The sequence below is a fragment of the Actinopolymorpha sp. NPDC004070 genome, assembly GCF_040610475.1.
In the GTDB taxonomy this organism is placed as follows: Bacteria; Actinomycetota; Actinomycetes; order Propionibacteriales; family Actinopolymorphaceae; genus Actinopolymorpha.
Genome location: NZ_JBEXMJ010000005.1, coordinates 272,223 through 293,770, shown reverse-complemented (window position 1 = coordinate 293,770; position 21,548 = coordinate 272,223). Strand labels below are relative to the sequence as shown.

17 protein-coding genes are annotated in these 21,548 nt (G+C 62.8%); 10 read left to right on the top strand and 7 right to left on the bottom strand.

Annotated elements, in window-relative coordinates:
- Positions 1–58 precede the first annotated feature (58 nt).
- The 3 genes from ABZV93_RS12040 to ABZV93_RS12030 all read right to left on the bottom strand — a co-directional run bounded on the left by ABZV93_RS12040 (position 59) and on the right by ABZV93_RS12030 (position 2,069).
- On the bottom strand, positions 59–979 hold the full coding sequence (locus ABZV93_RS12040; protein ID WP_354933811.1) for a hypothetical protein: 921 nt from the start codon (positions 977–979) through the stop codon (positions 59–61).
- Positions 969–1,517 carry a hypothetical protein gene (locus ABZV93_RS12035; protein ID WP_354933809.1) on the bottom strand — a complete coding sequence of 183 codons (549 nt, stop codon included), beginning with the start codon at positions 1,515–1,517 and terminating at the stop codon, positions 969–971. Before ABZV93_RS12035 ends, ABZV93_RS12040 begins: the two co-directional genes overlap by 11 nt.
- 231 nt (positions 1,518–1,748) lie before the next feature.
- On the bottom strand, positions 1,749–2,069 hold the full coding sequence (locus ABZV93_RS12030) for a hypothetical protein (RefSeq protein ID WP_354933987.1): 321 nt from the start codon (positions 2,067–2,069) through the stop codon (positions 1,749–1,751).
- 214 nt (positions 2,070–2,283) lie between these two features.
- On the opposite strand from ABZV93_RS12030, the gene ABZV93_RS12025 reads away from it, so the two are divergent.
- The 3 genes from ABZV93_RS12025 (at position 2,284) to ABZV93_RS12015 (ending at position 5,670) form a co-directional block, all read left to right on the top strand.
- The gene (locus ABZV93_RS12025) at positions 2,284–2,628 is read left to right on the top strand and encodes a GntR family transcriptional regulator (protein WP_354933807.1); all 345 of its coding nucleotides are present in this window, start codon (positions 2,284–2,286) and stop codon (positions 2,626–2,628) included.
- A gap of 168 nt (positions 2,629–2,796) precedes the next feature.
- Positions 2,797–3,966 (top strand): helix-turn-helix domain-containing protein, encoded by a 1,170-nt coding sequence (locus tag ABZV93_RS12020; RefSeq protein WP_354933805.1) that lies wholly within the window; start codon positions 2,797–2,799, stop codon positions 3,964–3,966.
- A gap of 471 nt (positions 3,967–4,437) precedes the next feature.
- The gene (locus ABZV93_RS12015; protein WP_354933803.1) at positions 4,438–5,670 is read left to right on the top strand and encodes a Shedu anti-phage system protein SduA domain-containing protein; all 1,233 of its coding nucleotides are present in this window, start codon (positions 4,438–4,440) and stop codon (positions 5,668–5,670) included.
- Positions 5,671–6,920: 1,250 nt separating this feature from the next.
- On the opposite strand, the gene ABZV93_RS12010 is transcribed toward ABZV93_RS12015, so the two are convergent.
- Positions 6,921–8,360, bottom strand: a complete 1,440-nt coding sequence (locus tag ABZV93_RS12010) for an AAA family ATPase (RefSeq protein WP_354933801.1) — start codon at positions 8,358–8,360, stop codon at positions 6,921–6,923.
- Positions 8,361–8,788: 428 nt separating this feature from the next.
- Between ABZV93_RS12010 and ABZV93_RS12005 the strand changes: the two genes are divergently transcribed.
- The 6 genes from ABZV93_RS12005 to ABZV93_RS11980 all read left to right on the top strand — a co-directional run bounded on the left by ABZV93_RS12005 (position 8,789) and on the right by ABZV93_RS11980 (position 14,341).
- Positions 8,789–10,111, top strand: coding sequence for a site-specific DNA-methyltransferase (locus ABZV93_RS12005; RefSeq protein WP_354933799.1), 1,323 nt, complete (start codon positions 8,789–8,791; stop codon positions 10,109–10,111).
- A 289-nt stretch (positions 10,112–10,400) separates the two neighbouring features.
- On the top strand, positions 10,401–11,492 hold the full coding sequence (locus ABZV93_RS12000; RefSeq protein WP_354933797.1) for a DUF262 domain-containing protein: 1,092 nt from the start codon (positions 10,401–10,403) through the stop codon (positions 11,490–11,492).
- A gap of 13 nt (positions 11,493–11,505) precedes the next feature.
- Positions 11,506–11,976 carry a HEPN domain-containing protein gene (locus ABZV93_RS11995; RefSeq protein ID WP_354933795.1) on the top strand — a complete coding sequence of 157 codons (471 nt, stop codon included), beginning with the start codon at positions 11,506–11,508 and terminating at the stop codon, positions 11,974–11,976.
- A gap of 714 nt (positions 11,977–12,690) precedes the next feature.
- Positions 12,691–13,236, top strand: coding sequence for a hypothetical protein (locus tag ABZV93_RS11990; RefSeq protein WP_354933793.1), 546 nt, complete (start codon positions 12,691–12,693; stop codon positions 13,234–13,236).
- Positions 13,237–13,295: 59 nt separating this feature from the next.
- A complete protein-coding gene (locus ABZV93_RS11985) occupies positions 13,296–13,523 on the top strand; it encodes a hypothetical protein (protein WP_354933791.1) in 228 nt (75 codons plus the stop codon).
- 380 nt (positions 13,524–13,903) lie between these two features.
- Positions 13,904–14,341 carry a hypothetical protein gene (locus ABZV93_RS11980; protein ID WP_354933789.1) on the top strand — a complete coding sequence of 146 codons (438 nt, stop codon included), beginning with the start codon at positions 13,904–13,906 and terminating at the stop codon, positions 14,339–14,341.
- Between the two features lie 154 nt (positions 14,342–14,495).
- Here ABZV93_RS11980 and ABZV93_RS11975 read toward each other — a convergent pair whose 3' ends face one another.
- The 3 genes from ABZV93_RS11975 to ABZV93_RS11965 form a co-directional block, all read right to left on the bottom strand.
- A complete protein-coding gene (locus tag ABZV93_RS11975) occupies positions 14,496–15,473 on the bottom strand; it encodes a hypothetical protein (RefSeq protein WP_354933787.1) in 978 nt (325 codons plus the stop codon).
- 540 nt (positions 15,474–16,013) lie between these two features.
- Positions 16,014–16,559 (bottom strand): hypothetical protein, encoded by a 546-nt coding sequence (locus ABZV93_RS11970; RefSeq protein ID WP_354933785.1) that lies wholly within the window; start codon positions 16,557–16,559, stop codon positions 16,014–16,016.
- Between the two features lie 63 nt (positions 16,560–16,622).
- Positions 16,623–17,222 carry a hypothetical protein gene (locus ABZV93_RS11965; RefSeq protein ID WP_354933783.1) on the bottom strand — a complete coding sequence of 200 codons (600 nt, stop codon included), beginning with the start codon at positions 17,220–17,222 and terminating at the stop codon, positions 16,623–16,625.
- A 1,052-nt stretch (positions 17,223–18,274) separates the two neighbouring features.
- Between ABZV93_RS11965 and ABZV93_RS11960 the strand changes: the two genes are divergently transcribed.
- On the top strand, positions 18,275–21,548 hold a 3,274-nt coding region (locus tag ABZV93_RS11960), incomplete at its 3' end, for an Ig-like domain repeat protein (RefSeq protein ID WP_354933781.1).

Below are 21,548 nucleotides of genomic sequence, written 5' to 3'. Positions count from 1 at the left end.
GGATGGGGGGTTGTCCCCGGCCCGTGGGCCGGGGACAACCGTTCCGCCGATGTGGCGGCTAGACATAATCGGACACGTCCTCACCGGAGGCCGACAACACCGGAGCCGGCCGATCTGGCGCAGGTGCCGGGGTCTCCTTCTTGGTCGTGGTTCGTTTCCTGGTGGTCTCCTTCGCAGCGGCGAACCCCGACGTGCTCGTGTTGTCGGTCACCTGGCCGTTGGCCTTGCCGCCGGCGCCGCTCCTGGCGCCCTGACGGCTCTGGATCACTTGGGTGTCGTTCTCGTCGACGTCGTGGTTGTTGAGGGGTAGGCCGATGCCGACGGCCCACTCAGAAGCCCGCACACCAGCCGCTTGGTCGGCGGTGGGGATGTTGGCGGGGATGAGGGCTTGTTCGGTGCCCTTGGGGATGAGGCCGGACTCGACCGGGGTCTTGGAGTCGAGTGGGTCCCGGCGGGTGATGTCGATCCGGATCAGATGCGTCCACCGCCGGTGGACGGTGACTTGGCCAGAGCGGGCGTAGCAGGTGGAGCCGAGGGACCGGATGCGTTCCTCGACGTCTTCCACGCAGATCCCGCCGACCAGGACCATCCAGGCCCGCTCCCCTACCCTGGTGGGGTAGACGAACAGCAGCCACGGCAACCGGCCGGACCGGTTACGCAAGCCGTTCTCGGCCATGAAGGTGCGCAGCCGGTGCCGGGTCACGTCGACCCAGAACACCGCGATCAGCACCCTGCCCGAGTACGGCACCACCAGCGCCACAGCGACGGGTGCGACGATCACTGATCCTGCTGCCCAGGCGGGCAGGTCCATCCGGACCAGATACACGAACACCGTCGCCGTGCCGCCGGCCAACCCGAGTTCGGGCAGCCACCGCCAGAACGCGAGCAGCAGCTGCGCGCCCCAGCGTTGGTGGATGCGGGGTTTGACGTTCTCTACCGCACGCGCTCGGTTACTGCGGCCTCCTCGGTTACGCGGCATCGTCGCCACCCCCGGGGGTCGTGGGGGTGGTTGCTCTGGCGATGTCGTCGAGGGCGGCTTGGGCCTTGTAGAAGGTCTTGTGGACCTGGCCCGTCTTGAACGCGTTCTGCCCGAAGATCGCGCACACCACTTCGGCGGCACGGTCCCGTTCGCCGGCGATCGTCGCCGTCATCGCGGTCGCGTCTGCGAACACTGCTTCGCCTTGGCGGCAGTCCATGTCCGCATCGAACTCGCGGGCATCGTTGAGAACCTGCTCCTGCACCCTCAGTTCCGCGGCCATCCAGTCGACCGCCTGGCGCAGGTGCTCATACACCGCCATCAGCCGGTAACCACGCAGCAGCATCTGCCGCAACGCCCAGCCCAAACCGGCGATGTCATCGATGTCATCCAGATCCGATTCCGGCTCCTCGGCCGGACCGTCGGTTGGGTTTGTGAATTCGTGATCAGCGCCGTCGGGCGCGTCAGCCGGCTTGTCCTGAGGGGTCATCGGGTCCCGGTACGGGTCCTCAGGCGACTGGTTGTGGGTAGCATCAGACATGCCACAGCCCTCCTAGTCAGGGTGTTGTGGAAGGCAGAGAGCCGGGAGGTCTGCAAACCAAGTCCCGGCTCTCCGCCGTCTTTGGGAGCGGCCTCTTCGGGGGCCGCTCTTCTACTTGTTGTGATCCGCGCCGCTCAGCGGCGCCACCTGCCCACGATTGGCAGGCTGCTCAATGTGTTTGCACTCGGGACTTCGAAGGTGTCTCGGCGTTCGCAGCTGTGACCTGGGGGTTCAGGCCGCCTTGACCGCCTGCTTGGTCTCCAGCGCCTTCGCGCGGAAGGCGACACCGTTCCGGCCGCCCGTCGCCCACGGGATGGCTTCCAGCTCGACCGGGGTAACGGTCTGCCCCACGGCCACCTTCGGCGGTTGCCCCGCCACAGTGATCGTGATGATGTCCGCCCCGGACTCAGGTTCGAGCGCCATCACCTGCACGACGAACAACAGCTCGCCGGTCCTCCGATCAGCCTTGTGCCGACCATCCTGATCAGTCTTCGGCTCCGCCGCCTTCGTCACCGTGAACGTGTGAACCGAGGTGTCGACGATCAACTTCATGAGTGCACTCCCTTGACCGGGATCGATGGAAACGAGGCACCACGCCTCACCACACGCAACCGTGTGGCTCCGCACACGCGCCCGGCTCAGACGGGCCGACCGGTCAAACTCCCGGTGACGCATCAAACACCTTCGGGCACACTAGGGCGCCCATTGGTGCCCGTCAACAAAACACGCTTAGGTGCACATAGGTGCGCGTAGATAGACTCCCGCCATGGCCCTCAGCCCGGACGACGTGCGTCCGCTGCATGTCCAGATCGCCGATGACCTGCGCAGGCAGATCAGCGCCGGTCGGTACCGCGTTGGTGACAAGCTGCCTTCGCTGAGGGCACTGGCTGAGACGTACAACGTCGCAGAGCCGACGGTGCACAGTGCGATCCGCGACCTCCAAAGAGCCGGCATCCTCGTCTCGACCAGCGGGCGCGGAACCTTCGTCCAAGCCGTGCCCGATGCCGAAGCGCCGAGCGGCACCGCCCAGCCCGAGGTCGAAGCCCTGCGGACACGCGTCGACGAGCTCGACAGACGCTTGACGGCTATCGAGGAACGCCTGCACGGTTAATGGAGTTATGGCGATTCGCCCGGTCCACTCCATCTGCTCGTTCTCACCCGACATGCGTCAAGGTTGCAGATCGCTCATGGTCGGCCGCCACGGGTTACCGTTGCCTCTCGGCTATAGGAAACCCGGGCAACAGGGCAACACCGGGTCGACCACACCGAGGATGTGACGATGACGAGCTTCGGGAAGATGCTTCGCAACCTGCGAACCACGCAGGGCCTGTCGCTGGCGCACCTAGCGCTACAGGTGCACTACAGCAAGGGGTACCTGTCGAACGTCGAGCGGGGGAAGAAGCCGCCGACCGAGGACTTGGCCCGCAGCTGCGACCAGGCTCTCAACGCACGCGGTGAGCTCATCGCAGCCGCGCACTTGGACGTTGTTGCCAGCACCGACACCACTCCCTGGCAGACCGCCGAACTCATCCGGCGTATTCAGGCGTCCGACACAACTCCGGGAACCCTCGAAGGGCTCCACGCCACGGTCGCCGACCTGTGCTGCCAGTACCCGTACCAGGACGCCAGCGACCTTCGCGCCGAGGCACTCCGGTGGCTTGACCAGGTGTGCCGACTCCTTCGCAGGCCCGTCGGCCTGCATGACCACACTGAGCTCTTGGTCGCCGCCGGCTGGCTCGCGCTGCTGATCGGCTGCCTGGAGTACGACCTCGGTATGCGCACCGCGGCTGAGGCCACCCGTACCGCGGCCCGGCAGCTCGGCGACGAGGCTGGGCACAGCGAGATCATCGCCTGGACGTATGAGATGAGCGCGTGGTTCGCACTCACGCAGGGCCGGTATGCGGATGTCGTCGGCGCCGCACAGGCGGGCCAGGCGGTCGACCGCGCACACGGCGTGCATGTCCAGCTCATCGCCCAGGAGGCCAAAGCTCGGGCGCGGATCCGAGACAATCTCAACCTCGCCCGCGACCTCGAGCGCGGGCACCAGGTCCTCAACCGGCTACCTACTCCCGGACGCGTCGACAACCACTTCGTCGTTGACCCGTCCAAGTGGAACTACTACGCCATGGACGCCTTCCGCCTCGCTGGCGACGACGAACACGCCGAAGAGCACGCCCGCATCGTCATCGCCGCCAACACCACACCGGACGGCATCGTCCGCGCACCAATGAGAATCGCAGAGTCCAAGCTCACCCTGGCCACCATCGCCAGCCGACGCGGCGACCTCGAGGAAGCCTTCCAACTCGGCATGGAAGCCCTCCAGGGGCCGCGGAAGTCGCTGCCTTCACTCGTCATGGTCGCCGGCGAACTCGACTCAGAACTCCACCGACGCTTCCCGAGCGAAGGCCAGACTGCAGACTTCCACGAAGCACTCAGCGCACTCCGTTAGCGAGGCAGGACTTTTTCAACGGATTCTTTCGCAGCCCGGCCACCTACCCTTCCCACGACGGTCTGGGGTGACGAGCCGGCAACGGGTGTGCACGGAATCAGTGGGTATAACCGCGCATCGGCAACACCGCAGACTTGATACCCGCTATGGACTGCGGTCGCCTTCAGCCCGTCTGCTCGCCGTCCACGAGCGAGGGCCACGCCATGGCCTGCCCAACGCAAGTGGACCCCGCTCGACGACGAGGCGATGCGGGAACGACCGCGCGAGTGCGTCGCACCACCAGTGCGGCGGAGAAACGCTAAGCACAAGCTAAAGCTGAGGTGCCTGGCCTGCCGCGACCCTGGTGAGCGACCGGTTTCGGGCCGCAGCCATCGGACCAAGACATGCCACCACCAGCCTTCCTCAACTGGCTCAGACAACCACAAGAGCTGCGATCATGTACACGAACCCGAGTATCGCTGGAGGAGAATGATGCTTGACGAGCCCTGGCGCACGGCGGTAAGCAGCTTACAGGCACTGATATCCGGACCCTCGCAGCAACAACTCGACCTTGCGGGCAAGTTAGGGATTCCAATGGGCATGAATACGCCTGAACCAGTCGCCCGGGTCCGGCTCGCCCGCGCAGTGCGCGAGCCTCTCAAGCTAAACCGTCCACCGCAGCCTTCGGAGAACTCCATAACTTGGCTAAGAGAACTTGAAGCCGCACTCGACGTCGTACCAGTCGAGCTGGACGAACTCCAGGACCAGGCAGATGTCAGCGCATGGATTCAAGTCCGGTATGCGGCGCGCACAATTCGCCACCTAGAAACGCTCCAACCGGGGATAGGCGACATTCTCTCTGTCGAGTCGCCGTCAAAGGCTTTCCAAGGGGAGGTGTCGAGCATCGGATCAGACGGGCAAATATACTTCCGTGGCGGAATAGGGAGGCGAGCATGGCCCCATCAGGTTAGTGTATTAGCCCGAGTCGGTGATGCCGACTACCGTAGCATGCAATACATTGTTGCGCAGCAAGTAACAATGCTTCGGCAGGAGATCGATACGGGATACGCGCGGCTTCCCGAGCTCGCAGAGTTCCGGGTGGACGAGACGCCGAATCCCGCTAGCCTGGCGGCCTTGGAAGAGGCAGTACATTCAGCGGTAGACGAAAAACCCATCCAAAAGGTGCTCGAAGATCACCCCGAGCTCCTTGCTCACCTGATTCTGGGGAACCACGCGAGCTTTGTGATTCCCCAGAAGAAACTTGGAGCCGAACATGTGCCGGACTTTCTTGTCGCTGGTGTGACCTCGGCTGGATTCAAGTGGTTGCTAGTGGAGTTAGAGAGCCCGACCGCTCCGTTGACCGTGAAGGATGGCCAAGGTGAAAAACGACTGCGTAAAGGGATTCATCAGATCACTACATGGAGAGACTGGCTGACGGAGAACCTGAACTACGCGAAGAAGCCGAAGAAAGAACAAGGCTTGGGGCTACCCGGGATCAGGGCGAACTCAGACGGTCTGGTCATTATTTCTCGGGAGGACGGAACGCCACGCGGCAATTTTGTCCGGAATCTCGCAAGAGAGAGTGACCGAATCGAAATTCGGACATATGACTGGTTGATACGTGCTGCGAGAGATAGAATGCATGGCGTCAGTAAATACGATGGGGACGCCTTAAATAGTCGAGGAAGTGTACTGTCATTCGAGGATCTTGCTGAAACTCTGTAGGGTAGGAGGAAGCATCTCAATCCAATCAGGCGGCATCATGGCGCCGCTGCATGGCTATTGCTCGATGAGCAACGCGACGAGGGAGGCGATATGTTGAATGCTGCAGGCCCCAATGACAGTTCGTCCCCCTGGCCAATCCAGTTCAACCTCGCTTCGGTTAATGACCACCTCTTCAGGTCCGACGACATAGGACCAAGCCGCTTCGCCTAAGCCAGAACGAGCCTCGATCGCATAGCTCGCAGCTTGCAGATACCCATCTCGGCCGACATAGCTTCCCGAAGAACTCCACTTGCACTCAAGCATTAGGGACCGCTTCCCCGGTAGGCTAAGTAAAATATCTGAGCCAAGGCTCCCGTGCTGGTTGCGAATGATCCCTGACGTAGCTTTCCGGTAAGGCGAAGCGTAGCTGTAGTAATTAGCGGCGCCCCCTGACTCGAACCAGAGATCCCAGCAGTCTTGATCGACGATAATCTGAAACTGAGGCCCGCCTACTTGGCGAGCATTAATCGGCGCTCGCCACAATATTCGACCACCTAACGCGCGAACGCACGCTAGTACCTCACCTAAGACCGAAAGGTGAAACAGTCGCCACTCAAGGTCAGGGTCTGGCTCTATTAAGTCGAAAGCTAAGAACTCAAGGTCGGACTCAGCCCGTACGAGCTCTTCGGCAACTCTAGCTAACCTTGACCATGGCGTTCCCGATCCAGCCAGGTCTCGTAAGTCAAGCCGATCCGGGCGTACCGTGTCGTCCGGCGTAAGCTCCTCAGCCACGACCTGTGACAGCGCAAGTTGGGGACGTTCGATACGACTAATGAGTGCAGGTGCGAACGGTCGGACCTCACGCACCAACCGTTCGAGGGCATGAGCAGTCCAGACCAACGCCCTAACCGCAGTCTCATCCTGTGTACGAGACCGTGGATGTGCGACGAACCGCTGTGGAGGCCAACCAAATCGGCGTGCCGTCATGGGCCAGTTGACCGGACGCGACGGACGTCCGAGCACTTCGCGGCGGGAAGTGCTACTGACCGGAAGATGATCGCGCCAAGTCCTACCGTCTGTAGGAAAGAGTGCTAAGTCTGGCGCCACCCGATCGAGCAGTACCCGTGCCGACCGTCGCTCCATGTCTTGCCTCGACCATTGAACGTCCATGTCCAACTCTGTGACGGCGGCGAGAGCTTCGAAGACCTGACCGTCACTACTCCATCCGCGTAGAAGCTCCTCTAGGCCATGACGGGGGAGTATCGGCCGGACTAGCTCAGGACGTCCCTCTGCGCCTTGACCCATATCCACTGCCCTCTCGAAAGCGCGCCCTCATCGTTTACGATTATTTCACCCAAGGCCTCAAACAGTCTGTCGTCGTAGCCGGCGAGGTACCTACCTGCACCAAGAATGTAGGCTTCAGCTAACAAGTCACCGAGTAGCTCGGACCTATCACCAGCAGGGTCTTCCAAGTCTACGTCAACAGCACTTGGCGACACCGGTCCGCTGCCCTCGCTGTAGTCAGCTGTGGCGAAGCCGGCGAGCACGTACCGAGCGATTCCGAGGAAGAGTGCAGGCCCGAGAACAGTTGCTTCCTCGGCCAAGTGAGCTGTGTATAGGCTCACAACAGCTGCCACCGCATCCGCACTAAAATGCGGGTAGGTTCGCTCAAGAAGCTGCGAGAACTGACCGGGCTTAACTGCCGGTACGGGGATAGTCACGAAGCGGCGAGATAAAGCCTGTCCGAAGCGGAAGACTCGTTGAGCATCTTGAGGATTGTATGTGCCGAGGAGCCGCCAGTCCCGGCCAGCTAGATAACGCGCGACGTTGGCAGTCTCAGTAGGGCTGGTTCTAATCGAATTACGATCGGACGACCATCCAATGTGGATAGGATGACCTCCGTGTGCGTGGGAACGGCCGATCTCAACTTCCTGCTTCGACAGCCAGGTCAGAAGTGGACCCATTATTTTGTCCATGTCGCCCCGATTGGCTTCATCTAGGATGAGCCACCGATTTTCAGATATTGCATCAAGCAGGGCACCTGGTGACCACTTAAGCGCACCTCCCTCGTCGGGAGCTAAACCACCGATAAGTTCGAAAGAGGTCCAACTCTCATCTGGGGTTCGCCACATTGCATTCGGGACGCGACCTCTATCGAAGCCGTAGCGCTCGGGGTCGGCTTCAACCTCGGCTAGCGCCCATCGCAATAACATTCCTTTGCCAGTTCCCGGCGGCCCAACGAGCAGCACTGATGAATAGGACGTCAAGGCAAGCCTTAACATTCGCTCAACGCGACTGTCCACTATCACTGATAAAGTATCACTCTCCGCGGATGCTAAGTTCATCTGTGACGTGTCAGGTGAAGGGACGCTCGTAGCGGGCGCCTGAACTACGACAGCTTCTTCGGGCCGCAGAGCCTCATCGATCGTCTCAAACGACCATTCGGTCTGGGTGAGCAAGGGCGCGCCTATCGGGCTGTCCGAAGTGATCGCAGTCAAGGCGGAGTCGTCGAGGCCCAAGCTGACTAGGAGGAGGGCCTCTGCATCTGGCCAGTCGGCGCCTACATCGAATTGATGATCACGGAGAATTAATACCGCCAATGACTGCCTCGACGGCCGCGCCTGCGCTGGCAGCATTGCGCCCAGGAGAGTCGCAGCGTCCTCACGCAGCCCCCTACGTAGGTCACCGTCGACGAACAATGTCTGGGACATACGCGTACCCGCACGCGAGTTGTTGTTCCAAACGGTCTTCCGTCCCGTGTCCCTTAGAGTTCTCCAGTCGTACTTAAATGGAGCCAATCTGCCCAACGGGTGTTCCGGAAGGATGCCAAAGATGGCGGGAACCGCACGTCCTACCGAGCTGAAAGTAGGTAAGGAATTGTGTTCGTGTGCCTTGATCCAACGGGCAGTAAGAAATGCCTCATATGCGGCCGCCCACTGAGTCTGGTACTCCAGCCCGTGGAAGTCGGCCAGGGCGGCGTTCATAGCTTCAGCACTGAGTCGCATTCAGGTGCCCCCTAGCAGTGTCCAGGACACATCACGCTACGCCATCATGTCCAAACTCACGCTAGAGGCATCCTGAAGCTCGGTCCCGGCGGGTTGCCGTCGCCATGTCGGCGCCGGCCAGTAGAGTCCGCGGCATGAACGAGCCCGCCGTACCGCTGAGTAGACCGCTGCGGAGAGCGGTGCGACAGCCCGCCACGCCAGAGCTGCCCAACATCTACCCGAGGACAGCCGTCGCTCGGCTCGATCGGGACGCGTATGCCGGACGGCTCGAGAGCTTCCCAGTCACCCGTGTAGCACCGGTTGTCGGCATGGCTGAGTCCTTCATCAAGCGCGTGCTTGGCAACAAGAAGCTGCTCGCCGTTGACGATGTGTTAGAACTGCTCGACCAGGATGCGTTCGCAGAGACCTTCGTGCCTCGTAGTCGCGTGCTGGAGTATCTCCTCTCCACAACTGATGATGTCGCCCATCGTGACACCGACATCATCGAAAGTGACGAGACGTGGCGTCTGGTTCACGGAGACTTTCTGCAGGTCGTCGAATCAATACCCAAGTCCACTGTGCAGTGTGTTGTCACTTCGACGCCCTACTGGGGAATGCGTATCTACAAAGAAGCGCAGCTCGTACGTTGGGCTGATGGAGATGAGTGCGCCTTCGGGCATGAGCAGACTCCAGAGGCGTTCATTAGACACACTGTCGAGATCCTCTATCGACTGCGCCCGGTTCTGACTGATTCGGCTTCGGTGTGGTGGAACCTGATGGACACATTTATGACGCGGACACAGATTCGGGGGAACGCGTATGAGGCTTTGCAGGCCATGGACGGGCGGAATCGGAAGAGTTGGGCCGATCACGAGCATCACCGGTATAGCGCTGGCCACTCCTACATAAAGGACGGCGAGCAATGCGGGATTCCTGCATTAGTGGCGGAACGTGCAAGCCGAATCGGCTACTACGCCAAGAGCATAATCACTTGGGCTAAGATCAACAGTCTCCCCGAGCCACAGAATTCCCGTGTCAGTCGCAACCTTGAGTATGTCCTACACTTGTCTACGCGACGAGCGCCAAAGTTTGATAAATCTAGCTATCGCCGTTTGAGTGCCAACATTGGTGGACGAAATGCCCTATACGAGGGAGATAAACTTTCCGACGTGTGGGTAATCCCGGTATCGTCCGGCGGGGACGGTCACGGCGCCCAGTTCCCGTTGGCACTTCCTGGAAGGTGTATCGCAATTTCGACGGGCCCTAACGATCTCGTACTCGATCCTTTTATCGGGTCGGGAAATACTGCCGTCGCTGCGTTAACGTTGGGCCGTAAAGTGTTAGGTGTGGATGTCTCGCGCGAGTACCTGACGGTAGCTGAGTCAAAGATTCGGCAATTAGAAGACCGGTTGCCGCTCGAGATCGCCCCTAGCGCCCCAACTGAAGAGTTGCAAAAGCTTCAGAGAATGTCGAGCTAATCCGTGCCGCTGGGTTGTGATGCCGTCCCGGCCAATTCGCAGTCTCGGGCCCGACATCACTCGCCCCTACGGATAGGTCCCCGAACGGCACCCCAGAATCCGACACCCGGTCAGCCCCTCGGGGGGCTGGCGGGGCCTCCCGGCCTGGCGGTCGGCTACCAGCCTGGGGCGAGGTGTAGTCCGACTCGAGCTGTCGACCTGGTGCCGACGGGTAGACTTCCGGGGTTTCGCTTACAACCAACAGCGTGATGTGTCATGATCACCAGGGTGATCCACTGTGGGAGGGGATATGGACGGCGCCGAACGGGACCCTGCAGAAGAAGTCATCGTTGATGATATACAAACCGTAGATGAAGACGAAGAGACGCTTCCGTTTCAGTATTCCATTACCGCATATGGCGCGGACTACCCGGTGGACGGGCTTGTTAAACGGCTGCAATCTGGATCGATATACACGCCGCCATTTCAGCGTGGCTTTGTTTGGACTCCCAGACAGGGTTCACGGTTCATCGAGTCTCTGCTGTTAGGCTTACCGGTGCCAGGTATCTTTCTCTCCCGGGAGGAGGATGGCGGTAGCCGACTGCTTATCATTGACGGCCAACAGCGACTTCTTACTCTGCAGTATTTCTACCAAGGCGTATATGGCGGTACTGGTCGAGAATTCAAGTTACTTGGCGTCCAGGACAGGTACTCAGGACTGACTTACCGCAATCTGGAAGATAGTGATCGAATCCGACTGGATGACTCCATCGTTCACGCCACCATCGTTAGACAAGATGTACCTACTAATGATAGTAGTTCTATCTACCATGTCTTCGAGAGGCTGAACACAGGAGGTACTCCGCTTTCGCCTCAGGAGATACGTGCTTGTGTCTATCACGGCAAGCTCAACACTCTCCTGCGTGAGCTGAACAATCTAAAGGAATGGCGGAGTATCTTCGGGCCACCGAACAACCGGATGCGGGATCAAGAGTTGATTCTCCGATTCCTTGCCTTTCGGTTTGCAAGGAAGTCGTATCAAGAACCGCTTAAGGGCTTCCTCAATGCTTTCATGGGGGCGCATAGCGACTTGAGCGATGATCTGGCGGAGCGGTTCGCTAAGGCCTTTAAGGACGCCGTAGGGTTCGCCTATGAGGCGCTCGGTCCTCAAGCCTTCAAGCCTGTTCGAGCTTTAAATGCGTCGGTGTTTGAGTCGGTCATGGTTGGGATCTCTGAGCGTATAGAGTCTGATCCATCACTCGATACAAGTCGGATCCTTGATGCGTACGGTAGCCTATTAGGAGATCCGAGCTTCAGGAATGCTACTGAGAGGGCGACGGCCAGCCGGGAGGCGGTAGCGACCCGGTTTAGCCTAGCTCACGAAGCGTTTGCTGACGTTTGAGCCGGGGTGCCGAATGCCGCCGCTACCTATAGAAGTAGTCTCCTATAAGTCGCGCCTTGAACGCGCAATCAAACTTGCAGAGCCGATCGATGACGCCGAACTACAGGCGCATTTGGCCCGACATATCTGTGTGCTCTGCTCGGGATTCCTAGAGGTTGCCGTCGTCAGCGTGCTGAGTCAGTATGTCTCGAACAAATCTGCACCGCAGGTGGCTACCTATGTAAAAGCCAGTTTGAGTCAGTTTCAGAATCCGAAGATGTCGAAGATCCTTGAACTGGTCGGCAAGTTCGACTCCGACTGGAGACGGGATCTTACGGTGTTGTTCGAAGGTGAACTCAAAGATTCGGTCGACAGCATCGTAGCAAATCGTCATGCGATCGCTCACGGGCGGCAAACTACAGTCACTCTGCAGAATCTAAAGAGCTATTACCGGAACGCATCAACTGTTATCGACTACCTAGCCTCGCACTGCGAGGTCAACTGAGCCCGGGGTAGCCCCGCGTCAAGCGCGCTGAGAGGGCGCCGCGAGCTGACATGTCTTGCTACGTCCATGGATCCGGCTGTAGCTCCAGCCGGATCCGCCGGGAGGTCCACCGCGGATGTTGCTGCACCACGGACGCTCCCTTCGCATGGCGGCGAGCTCGACCTCGCAACCCCTTGCCAGGCTGAGGCGGAGGCGAGGCCGGCCGAATGGACCGATCTACTGGCCGGTCGATCTGCCCAGCCAGATGCCGAGCCTGCCTGCGATGTCCATGGCCTGACCGAGTACAACCCGTAGCTGTCGATCCGGTGATGACTTTCCCTACGTCTTCAAGGGCGGCCTCACGGCCGCCGCGCGCCCGCCTGACGGCGCCGGCTCTCCCTCCGCGCCTTCGGCGCCCGGTCGGCCAGCGCGGCTGGGCGCGACAAGAGGGCCGCCAGAACACTGGCGACCCTCATCACGTCCCGCTTCGCGGGACCAGACTCCATGTTGGCTGGTGCCGGGCCGGCGGCTTTAGCCACCTCGCTTGGTCCGGGACCCGAAGACCGGGGGCCCGCGGTGGGCGGTTACGGGCAGGCAGCCAAGCTGCCCACCGCGCCGGACGAGGCTACGGGCCCCCGGCCTCCCGGACCAAGCCAGGACACCGGCCAAACCCGCCGGCCCTCCGAGCTGCGGATTCCGCTTCCGGGAGCGCCAGGGCGATGCCATGATCACGCCATGGACCAGCCCCGCCGGCGCGTACCCCACTCCGTCTGGATCGCCCTTGCCGTCGCCACCGCGGTCAGTGGCTGGTTCCTGTTGCTCGGCGGAGACGTGGTGAGGACCAGCCGCGAGCCAGATGAATCGAGTCGCGAGTACGTTGCAGACCAGCGCGACCAGGCGGAAGGGGTACCCATGGTTCTGCCGGTAACCCTCCCATCCGGGTACGACTCCGCGAGCGACTACGGCTACATCGATCTCAACGCGCACGACGAGCCCGGCGAGCCCGACGACACCCCAGCGCATGTCGACGCCCGCGAAGTGAGGTTCATGCCCACCGAAGGTGTCCAGGCGCGGGGAGGACTCCCAGCTGTCCAGCTCTGCGTCGAGTACGCCGGTCCGAAGCCGGAGGTGGCGTGCCACGCCAGTCCACACGCCATCAAGCGACGCCACGGACGGGCCATCGTCACCTTCTACGCCGCCAGTACCGGCGGCCAGGACCTGTCCGGCTGGAAGTCTGTCGAACTCACCACCGACCTCGACAAGGTGACCTGGTTGCACTGAGCAGGCTGGGCCGTACCAAGGAAGGACGATGTGCAGCGATGAGTAGGACACCACGAGCAGTGCTGATCCTCGGCACGATCGCCGCGGCCGCAGTTGCCGGGATCGTCGAGCTCGCGTTTCTCGGCAATCCGCTTGCCGGCGTGGTCCTGCTCGTCTTTGCCGTCCTGGCACTCTTGGTTGCCCTGTTCGGCGCAATCCGCGAGCCTGGCGAGGCGCCCGGCGAGTCAGTTCGGACGACCAGCGGAAGGATGGAGTGGGAGGCGCCGCAACGCGACGAGAGCCGCTGAGCGAGGCGAGCGCCCCACTTAACTCCCACTTTTGGACGCCCGTCGATCCCGATCGACGGCAGACGACGCACACCGCCAGGGCGACGATCCGCCAAGCAGCATTGACGATTGTCAGATATCGCAAGTTAAGACAACCTCCCGAGCCCAAATCGGGCGGTTAGGGGTTCAAGTCCCCTCGCTGGCTCTCAACGTAAGCCCAGGTCAGGAGCTCTTTCTGACCGGGGCTTCATCTTGCTCGGCGCGACGTCTGTCAATGGCGGCTTTCAATGGACGCGCTCACCGCATGGTTGCGAAGACGCGCGGTAGGCGACGTGAACGTGGCTACGTACGCTGGCGGGGCAACTCGTTCCAGGTGCTCGTCTACTCCGGTGTGGACCCCGTTGACCGGTAAGGACAGCTACCTCACCGAGTCGACGAAGGACGAGCGTCAGGTTGAGAAGATACGGACGCGGTTGCTCGTCCAAGTTGACCAGCAGCGCCAGGCGACGACCAAGGCGTCGCTCGCGTACGTCCTCGACTCCTGGCTGGACGTGCACGAGGCCGAACGCACGACGCTTGCTGGCTACCGCCGGGCTGCGGAGACGCGCATCAAGCCGGCGTTGGGCCGAGTGTCAATCGCGAAGCTCACACCGCGCGTCCTGGAGCAGTTCTACGCCGAGCTGCGCCGGTGCAGGAACCGCTGCGATGGCCGGCCCTACGTCGAGCACCGAACCACCGAGCCGCATGACTGCGACGAGGACGACGGGTCAACGCGCCGGCGGTGTCAGCCGCACCAGTCCCGCCCATATGCGGCGGCGACGATCTGTCCGCGACTTTAGCCTCTCCGAGTGGCCTAATGTTGTCCATCTTGTAAACCAGATCTGCGTACGCATGGGCGAGCTCATTCCAGGTCGGATCGAGCCTCGCCGCTTTTCCTTCAAGGTCTTCGGTACGAGAGTTCCGGGCGGGATTCTTATCCTGGTCATTGTCGCATCAAGGATGAACGACAAGACTCAATTCGAGGGCGAGAGACGGGCACAGGATACGTCTACCTGACCCGGTGAAAAAATAGTTCACCGACCCGTTCATTATTAAGTGTTCGGTCAATATCCCAACTTGGAAAATTGCCAACCGATTACTCGGCACAACGATGTCATGACAAGCTAGATGCTTAACCAGATCGAGTTCGACGTTTTCGATATCTTCGTGGGTACCACCCAAGAGCACTGGCAACGCGTGTGCAACCCTATAAAAGATGTATTCGTCGTACCCGGTAATGGCGGTCGACGCCAAATAGACGCGATGGTGGGCCCTCAGGGCCAGATCTACGTTGGAGTCGACTAATGACCAGTCCGTCGGCCAGGCTATTGCCTCGCAATGACCACGGAGAGAGAGGTCCGCGCTTGCACGCTTAATGACTACCGGATTCGCAGAGTCATTCTGCCACGCGAAGAGAAAATTCAAGCTCGCGGTTTTGAAGTGAGGAGCAGGGAGCTCCCAGTTCGCTTCACGAACATCCTGGCGTAGCCAGGTCGCCCAACTGCCCCAACGCTCAATATGTGAGTCAATCAAAGAACTCGAAGGCGTGGAGTAAATTGCCACGGGCGCATCGATCACTACAGGAAAGGTCACCAACGGCCTACCGGCTATTAGCTCGTAGACGGCCTTCCTATTATCGATCCACTCCCGATCACTCCTGGTCGGCTCGACGGCTCCTGACTCCACAGTTGGTGCCCGCCGTTCGAGAACCGACGCAACCTCGTCCCTGTACTCACGAGACAGCGCCTGGAGCCTGCCCAGGAATCCCGCGTCCGCATCGGCGAACTCCGACCGAAGCCGCTCGTAGTGTGTGCGGCGAAGCGCCGAAAGCTCGGCATGCCGAGCTTGCCCGTCGGCCGGAGGTTCCGACTCGCCGCTTTCCACGATCGCAGAGATAGCGGAATCAAGCTGAGCCTTCGAAATCCCCGTCATCCGAGCCTCCCACCGAACGCCACCTTGGCCTGATACGCCGGCAAGCACTGGCCTGCATTTTACCGCCGGCCGGCGAGGTTGCATGGCAAACCAGACGACACGGTGCGCCCCGTCATCCGGCGCCGTGCATCACACCAGCAGCCGACCACGCCTGACAACGCAATCAGCGCCAATCCCGACCTCCCTCAATTGCGACGCCCGCCGAACGCCGCCGAAGCAAGCTGGCCGAACACGACCAGTGTCAAGCATCAGGTCGCACACGAATGTCAAGCATCAGGTGGCACGGGGCAAACCCGCTGAGTCTGCTCGGTGATGAGTTTCCCTACGTCTTCAAGGGCGGCCTCACGGCCGCCGCGCGCCCGCCAGGCGGCGCCGGCCCTCCCTCCGCGCCCGGTCGGCCGGCGCGGCTGGGCGCGACAACAGGGCCGCCAGAACACTGGCGACCCGCTGGCGTGAGGTGCCATCCGTTGGCGGTGGCGTTTGAGATCGGCATCCGTGTGGGCCTGGGTTCGCTGTTCCCAGGCCCACACCGAACCGCAGTTACAGCGCGCCGAGAAGCTGATTGAGCAGTCGGGCGATGTTGGTGATGATGGAGTTCACGCCAGTTGGACCGTCCAGCAGGCCGGCCACTGCGCAGAGCAGGTTGCCAAGCAAGTTGCCGGGGCCCTGCTGTGCGGTGATGTTCAGGTGCACGGTGTCCAGATGTACCTGGAGACCCAGCAGGTCGAGATCCAGCGGGCCCAGTACCAGGTCGAGGATCTGGCAGCTTCCCGTGCTCTGCGCCACGTTGACGGGAAGCGAGATCTGTTGGGTGCCACTGGTCACGTTCCCGGCGGCGTCGGTGACGGTGCCGGTAAAGGTTCCAATGGCCGTCAACTGACCGTTCTGGTTCGCGAATCGCTGGACGTCGAACGTGCCGTTGACAGCGCCGGTGCCGTTGGCCAGCGCACCGGTCACGGGTACGGGAGCCGGGTCGAGCGCCTGCCGCGGTGCGGCGCTGGCGGTGCCCGCAGCGCCCAACCCCAGGAACAGCAGGGTGGTGAGCGCGACAGCAAGCGCCGTCAGCCTGCTCTTGAATCTTGTCACGTCTGCTCCTTCAGCCTGTGCCTGCATGAATGGGAGAGGCTTACCCCGTAAGTGAGACGAAATTCATAGTGATTTGCTGTCGGACAGGCGTGCAGCAGATTGGAGAGCGTCCAGTGCGACCACAGGCATCTGGCGGTGGTCGCTAGCAGCCTGCTGACCTGCGCAAACACCCCCACCGGCCATCGGCCCGCCGTGAGGCCGGCGAGGAGCCGCTGCGGGCGGGCGGAGCCTCCGACCGACCGACATGAACATGGGCGCAGTCGCGCCCGCCGCCTTACTGGTACTTGTTCCTTGTCTTGGGAGCGACGAGCGACCCGGGCTGTCGTGGGTTTCCTCGGCCGAGGAGCTGGCCGTGAACCGTTGTTTGGATTTTCCGCCGTTGCACTTCGGGCAGAGGCGGTGGTACGGGCCGGTGGTGAAGAAGCCCTTGCCTTTGCAGACGCGACAGGTGGCGTACGGGAACAGCAGCACCCAGCCGAACCAGGCGACGGGTAGTGCTGCGATAGCTACGACCTGGGCTAGGCCGTCGGTGTGGGTGACGGCCGCGACGACGACGGCGACGACGACGGCGTAGAGGACCAGCATCTTGAGGACGTCCCGGAACAGGTACAGCACCACCGCGGCGCCCACGACGCACAGTGCAACGACCTGATCGTGTGTCATGGCTCCCCTCCTTGCCCCGGGGGCACCGCCTGCAGTCGGCTCCCGGCTGACCGCCACGGGCACGCCTCGTCGTGGTGCCAGCGCGAGCCGTGGACGGTAGCAGCACCGGCTAGGCTCCGGCGGGTCATCGGCTACGGCCTGGACCACGGATCCACGCCTGCCATGGCCTGCTCCGTAACAGACCTGAGTATGAGACATACGCCCGTGTTGTAACAGCGGACCGGCCGAGTCCCTCAGAGGTCGCGGCGCGGATATGAGGTCGCCGGGATTCTGATCCTCCCGCGCCTCTACGTCGGCGCGGGCACGGTTTTGGCGGAGAACGGGAGAGGAGATGCGTTGGCACCGGTAGGTGCACACGACACTCCCGGGGCCTTCGGCTGAGCACTACACGCTGAGTGTGCAGACAGGGTCTGCAGTAGGCGTAGCTCCCGTCCGACCGGGACAGCCCCAGAATGGCGTGCTTCCAGCGTGAGCCTGGTGGAGGTACGCGCAACTTCGCCGTTGCCTGGCCGATGCGTACAGCGTCGGCGTAGTCGGGGCCCCACGTCCTCGTGAGCTGAGGTCAAGGACGAGTTCGGACAAGTTGTCGAAGAAGTGCCGGAAGTGCCGGCCTGGTATGCAGCGAAACGCGCCCCGAGATCGGGCGTACGACGCCGACCGCGGTACGTGCCGGCGCAGCGTCATGCAATCGCTCCAGGTCGGTGAGCCGTCTCGGTGTGCGGTGCCTCACGTGGCGGCGAGATAAATACCTGGCCTCGACGACCTACTTGGTCTCTCGCTGGGGGAGTCCAGGAATTCCGGGCCACAGTACAGGTTCTTGAGTTTCATACACCTCCTCGGATATGCGCCACTCTGTGCCGTAAGTGTGGTGCTACACGGGATGTCGCCGCCGAAGTCATGAACGACCACGCCAGCCGGACGCAGAAGCGATGGCCGAGTGCCCACCAGTCGTCGCTGTCATGTCTTGGAACAACGCACATGGATCGCCAAGCTCTGCCCCATCCGACGACAAACGCTGTCGCTGGGAATGAATGGAGCCGCCTGGACCGGGGATGGGTCAAGCCGCATGGGAATGTCGTCGTCCTTGCTCGCAGGATGCGCGACGGAGTTGTGTCGGCACGAGATCAAAGGCAGCTCAGATGGCCCTCCGCTCATTTCTTTCTCACCTGCTCTCCGCGTCCGGGCGACTTGCCGGACCTCCCAGAGGCAGGCGCGGCCGGGTCGGGACGTTAGGGTCCATGGCTGCGGCGCTCTTCATGTTCTGCCCCGGGTTCGCGCCGACGGCCCCGGGCGTACCGGACGTCAGTGTTGGCGCCAGCGGCAGGTTGGCCTCCGGCTTCGAGGCTGGTTCCGAGGCCGGCTCCAACGACCAGGCGCGCGCGGTGGCGTCGCCCAACGGACCGGAGACGTCCCAGATCGCCCTACGGGCCTCCAGTCACCAGGAGGGGGCGCGTCAGGATGCACTGCGGCATGAAGCAACTGGGACGGGGCTGCCGGAGGGGGCCGAGGGGCCGGTGTCTCGGAGCATCGGCCGTGGTGACCAGACCTATTGGGCGGTCAGGTCAGGGGATGGAGTTGTGCTGCACAACCCCGCTCAGCGTCTACGTGCCCAGTTCGACCGGCACGGCGTCGTGGTCCGCTCGGGCAAGGGGTCGCTGGGACTGCGCCTGACCGGGTACGGCAGCGACGGTCACATGCGTGCGGTTAAGGCGATCTCTCCCAAGGCGACAGCAAACCGGGTCGTCTACCAACGTGGCGGCATCAAGGAGTGGTACGACAACGGACCCTTGGGCCTCGAGCAGGGATTCACCATCGCCGACCGCCCCGCAAAGAGCGCCGCCGGTGGGCTGACACTGGCGATAGCGCTGACAGGCAATATGCACAGATCGCTTTCGCCCGCGCACAATTCGGTGGACCTCTCGCGGCCGGGGGTGTCGCTGGCCTACCGGGGCCTTGCCGTGAACGATGCGCGCGGCCGGCGGCTGCCTGCCCACCTCGACCTGCGCGGCGATCGCCTGCAGGTGCGGATCGACGACCGCCGGGCCAAGTACCCAGTGAGCGTCGACCCCTTCGTCCAGCAGGCCAAGCTGACCGCCTCAGACAGCGGCAGCGTGAGCGAGGCTCTCGGCGAGTCGGTGGCGGTGTCCGCCGACGGCAACACGGTCGTGGCCGGCGCGCCCCGTACAAGGGTGGGCACCAAGGATCTGCAGGGGGCGGCGTACGTGTTCGTCAAGCCCCAGACTGGGTGGGCCAACGCGGTCGAGACAGCCAAGCTGACCGCCTCCGACGGCGTTGGCGGCGAGCAGCTCGGTCTCTCCGTGGGAGTGTCCGCCGACGGCAACACGGTCGTGGCCGGCGCCCCCATAGCCACGGTGGGCGGCCAGTCCAGCCGCGGGGCGGCGTACGTGTTCGTCAAGCCCCAGACCGGCTGGGCCAGTACGGTACAGACGGCCAAGCTGACCACCACCGTCGGCGCCGTCGACGACCAGCTCGGCACCTCGGTGGGGATATCCGCCGACGGCAACACCGTCGTGGCCGGCGCCCCCATAGCGCGGGCGGTGTACGTCTTCCTCAAGCCCCAGACCGGCTGGGCCAACGAGGCCGAGGCCGCCAAGCTGACCGCCGCGTCGGCCCGTGAGCTCGGCTTCTCGGTGGCGGTGTCCGCCGACGGCAACACAGCCGTGGGCGGTGCGCCGGCCACCTCCGACACCACGTCGCCGGGATCGGCGTTCGTGTTCGTCAAGCCCCAAACCGGCTGGGCCAGTACGACAACACCGACGGCCAAGCTCACCCCCTCAGACAGCGCCGCCGCCGACAGGTTCGGCTGGTCGGTTGCGATCTCCGGCGACGCCAACACGGTGGCCGGCGGAGCTCCCTTCGCAAGGGTGGGCGACCAGCCGCAACAGGGGGCGGCGTATGTGTTCGCCAAGCCACAGACCGGCTGGGCCGACGAGCACGAGGAGACCAAGCTGACCGCCTCGGACGGCGTCGCCGACGACCAGCTCGGCTACTCGACAGCAGTGACCGGCGACGGCAGCACGGTCGTGGCCGGCGCGCCCCACCGCCTTCTGAACGCCATCCCCGGGGCGGCGTATGTCTTCGTCAACGGGACCCAGACCAAGCTGACCGCCTCGGACGGCCGCAACGGCGACGTCTTCGGCTGGTCGGTGGCGATCACCGCCGACGGCAACACGCTCGTGGCCGGCGCGCCGGCCGAGTCCGTCGGTCCACACGGGGCCGCCTACGTGTTCGGCGCTGGGGAGGCAGGGCACTCCACCTCCACCGATGTGAGTTGTACGCCGAGTTCGGTGGCGGTGGGCCAGGCGACGACGTGTACGGCGACGGTCACCGACACCGCCGCCGCCGGCCAGACGACACCGGCCGGAACAGTCTCTGTCACCTCAAGTGGCGCAGGCACCCTCGGCGGTAACCCGTGCACCCTCAGCGAGACCAACCCGGGCGAGGCCAGCTGCCAGGTGACCTACACCCCGTCGGGCGCCTCGGCGCGTACGGACACGATCACCGCCAACTACAGTGGCGACTCGACACACGCGACCAGCAGCGGCACCACGACCGTGAGCGTCACCACGACCGGGTTGCACTCCACCTCCACCGATGTGAGTTGTACGCCGAGTTCGGTGGCGGTGGGCCAGGCGACGACGTGTACGGCGACGGTCACCGACACCGCCGCCGCCGGCCAGACGACACCGGCCGGAACAGTCTCTGTCACCTCAAGTGGCGCAGGCACCCTCGGCGGTAACCCGTGCACCCTCAGCGAGACCAACCCGGGCGAGGCCAGCTGCCAGGTGACCTACACCCCGTCGGGCGCCTCGGCGCGTACGGACACGATCACCGCCAACTACAGTGGCGACTCGACACACGCGACCAGCAGCGGCACCACGACCGTGAGCGTCACCCCTGGCGGACTTCTCGCCCTCGCCTGGGGCGCTGGCGGTGCCGGCCAACTGGGCAACGGTGGCAATAGCAACGTCGACAGCCCGGTGGCGGTGGACCTGCCAGCAGGGGTGCGCCTGGTCAAGATCGCCGCAGGTGAGAGCCACAGCCTCGCCCTGACCACCACCGGAGAGGTTCTGGCCTGGGGCGCCAATGCAGACGGCCAGCTGGGAGACGGCACAAATGCCGCACGAAACCGACCAGTCCTCGTCAAACTGCCCGCCAACACGATCATCACCGACATCGCCGCGGGCGGCAACCACAGCCTCGCTCTGACCACCAACGGCGACGTCTTGGCGTGGGGCGACAACGCCGATGGTCAGCTCGGCAACGGCAGCAACGAGGACAGCAACGTCCCGGTCGAGGTCGACA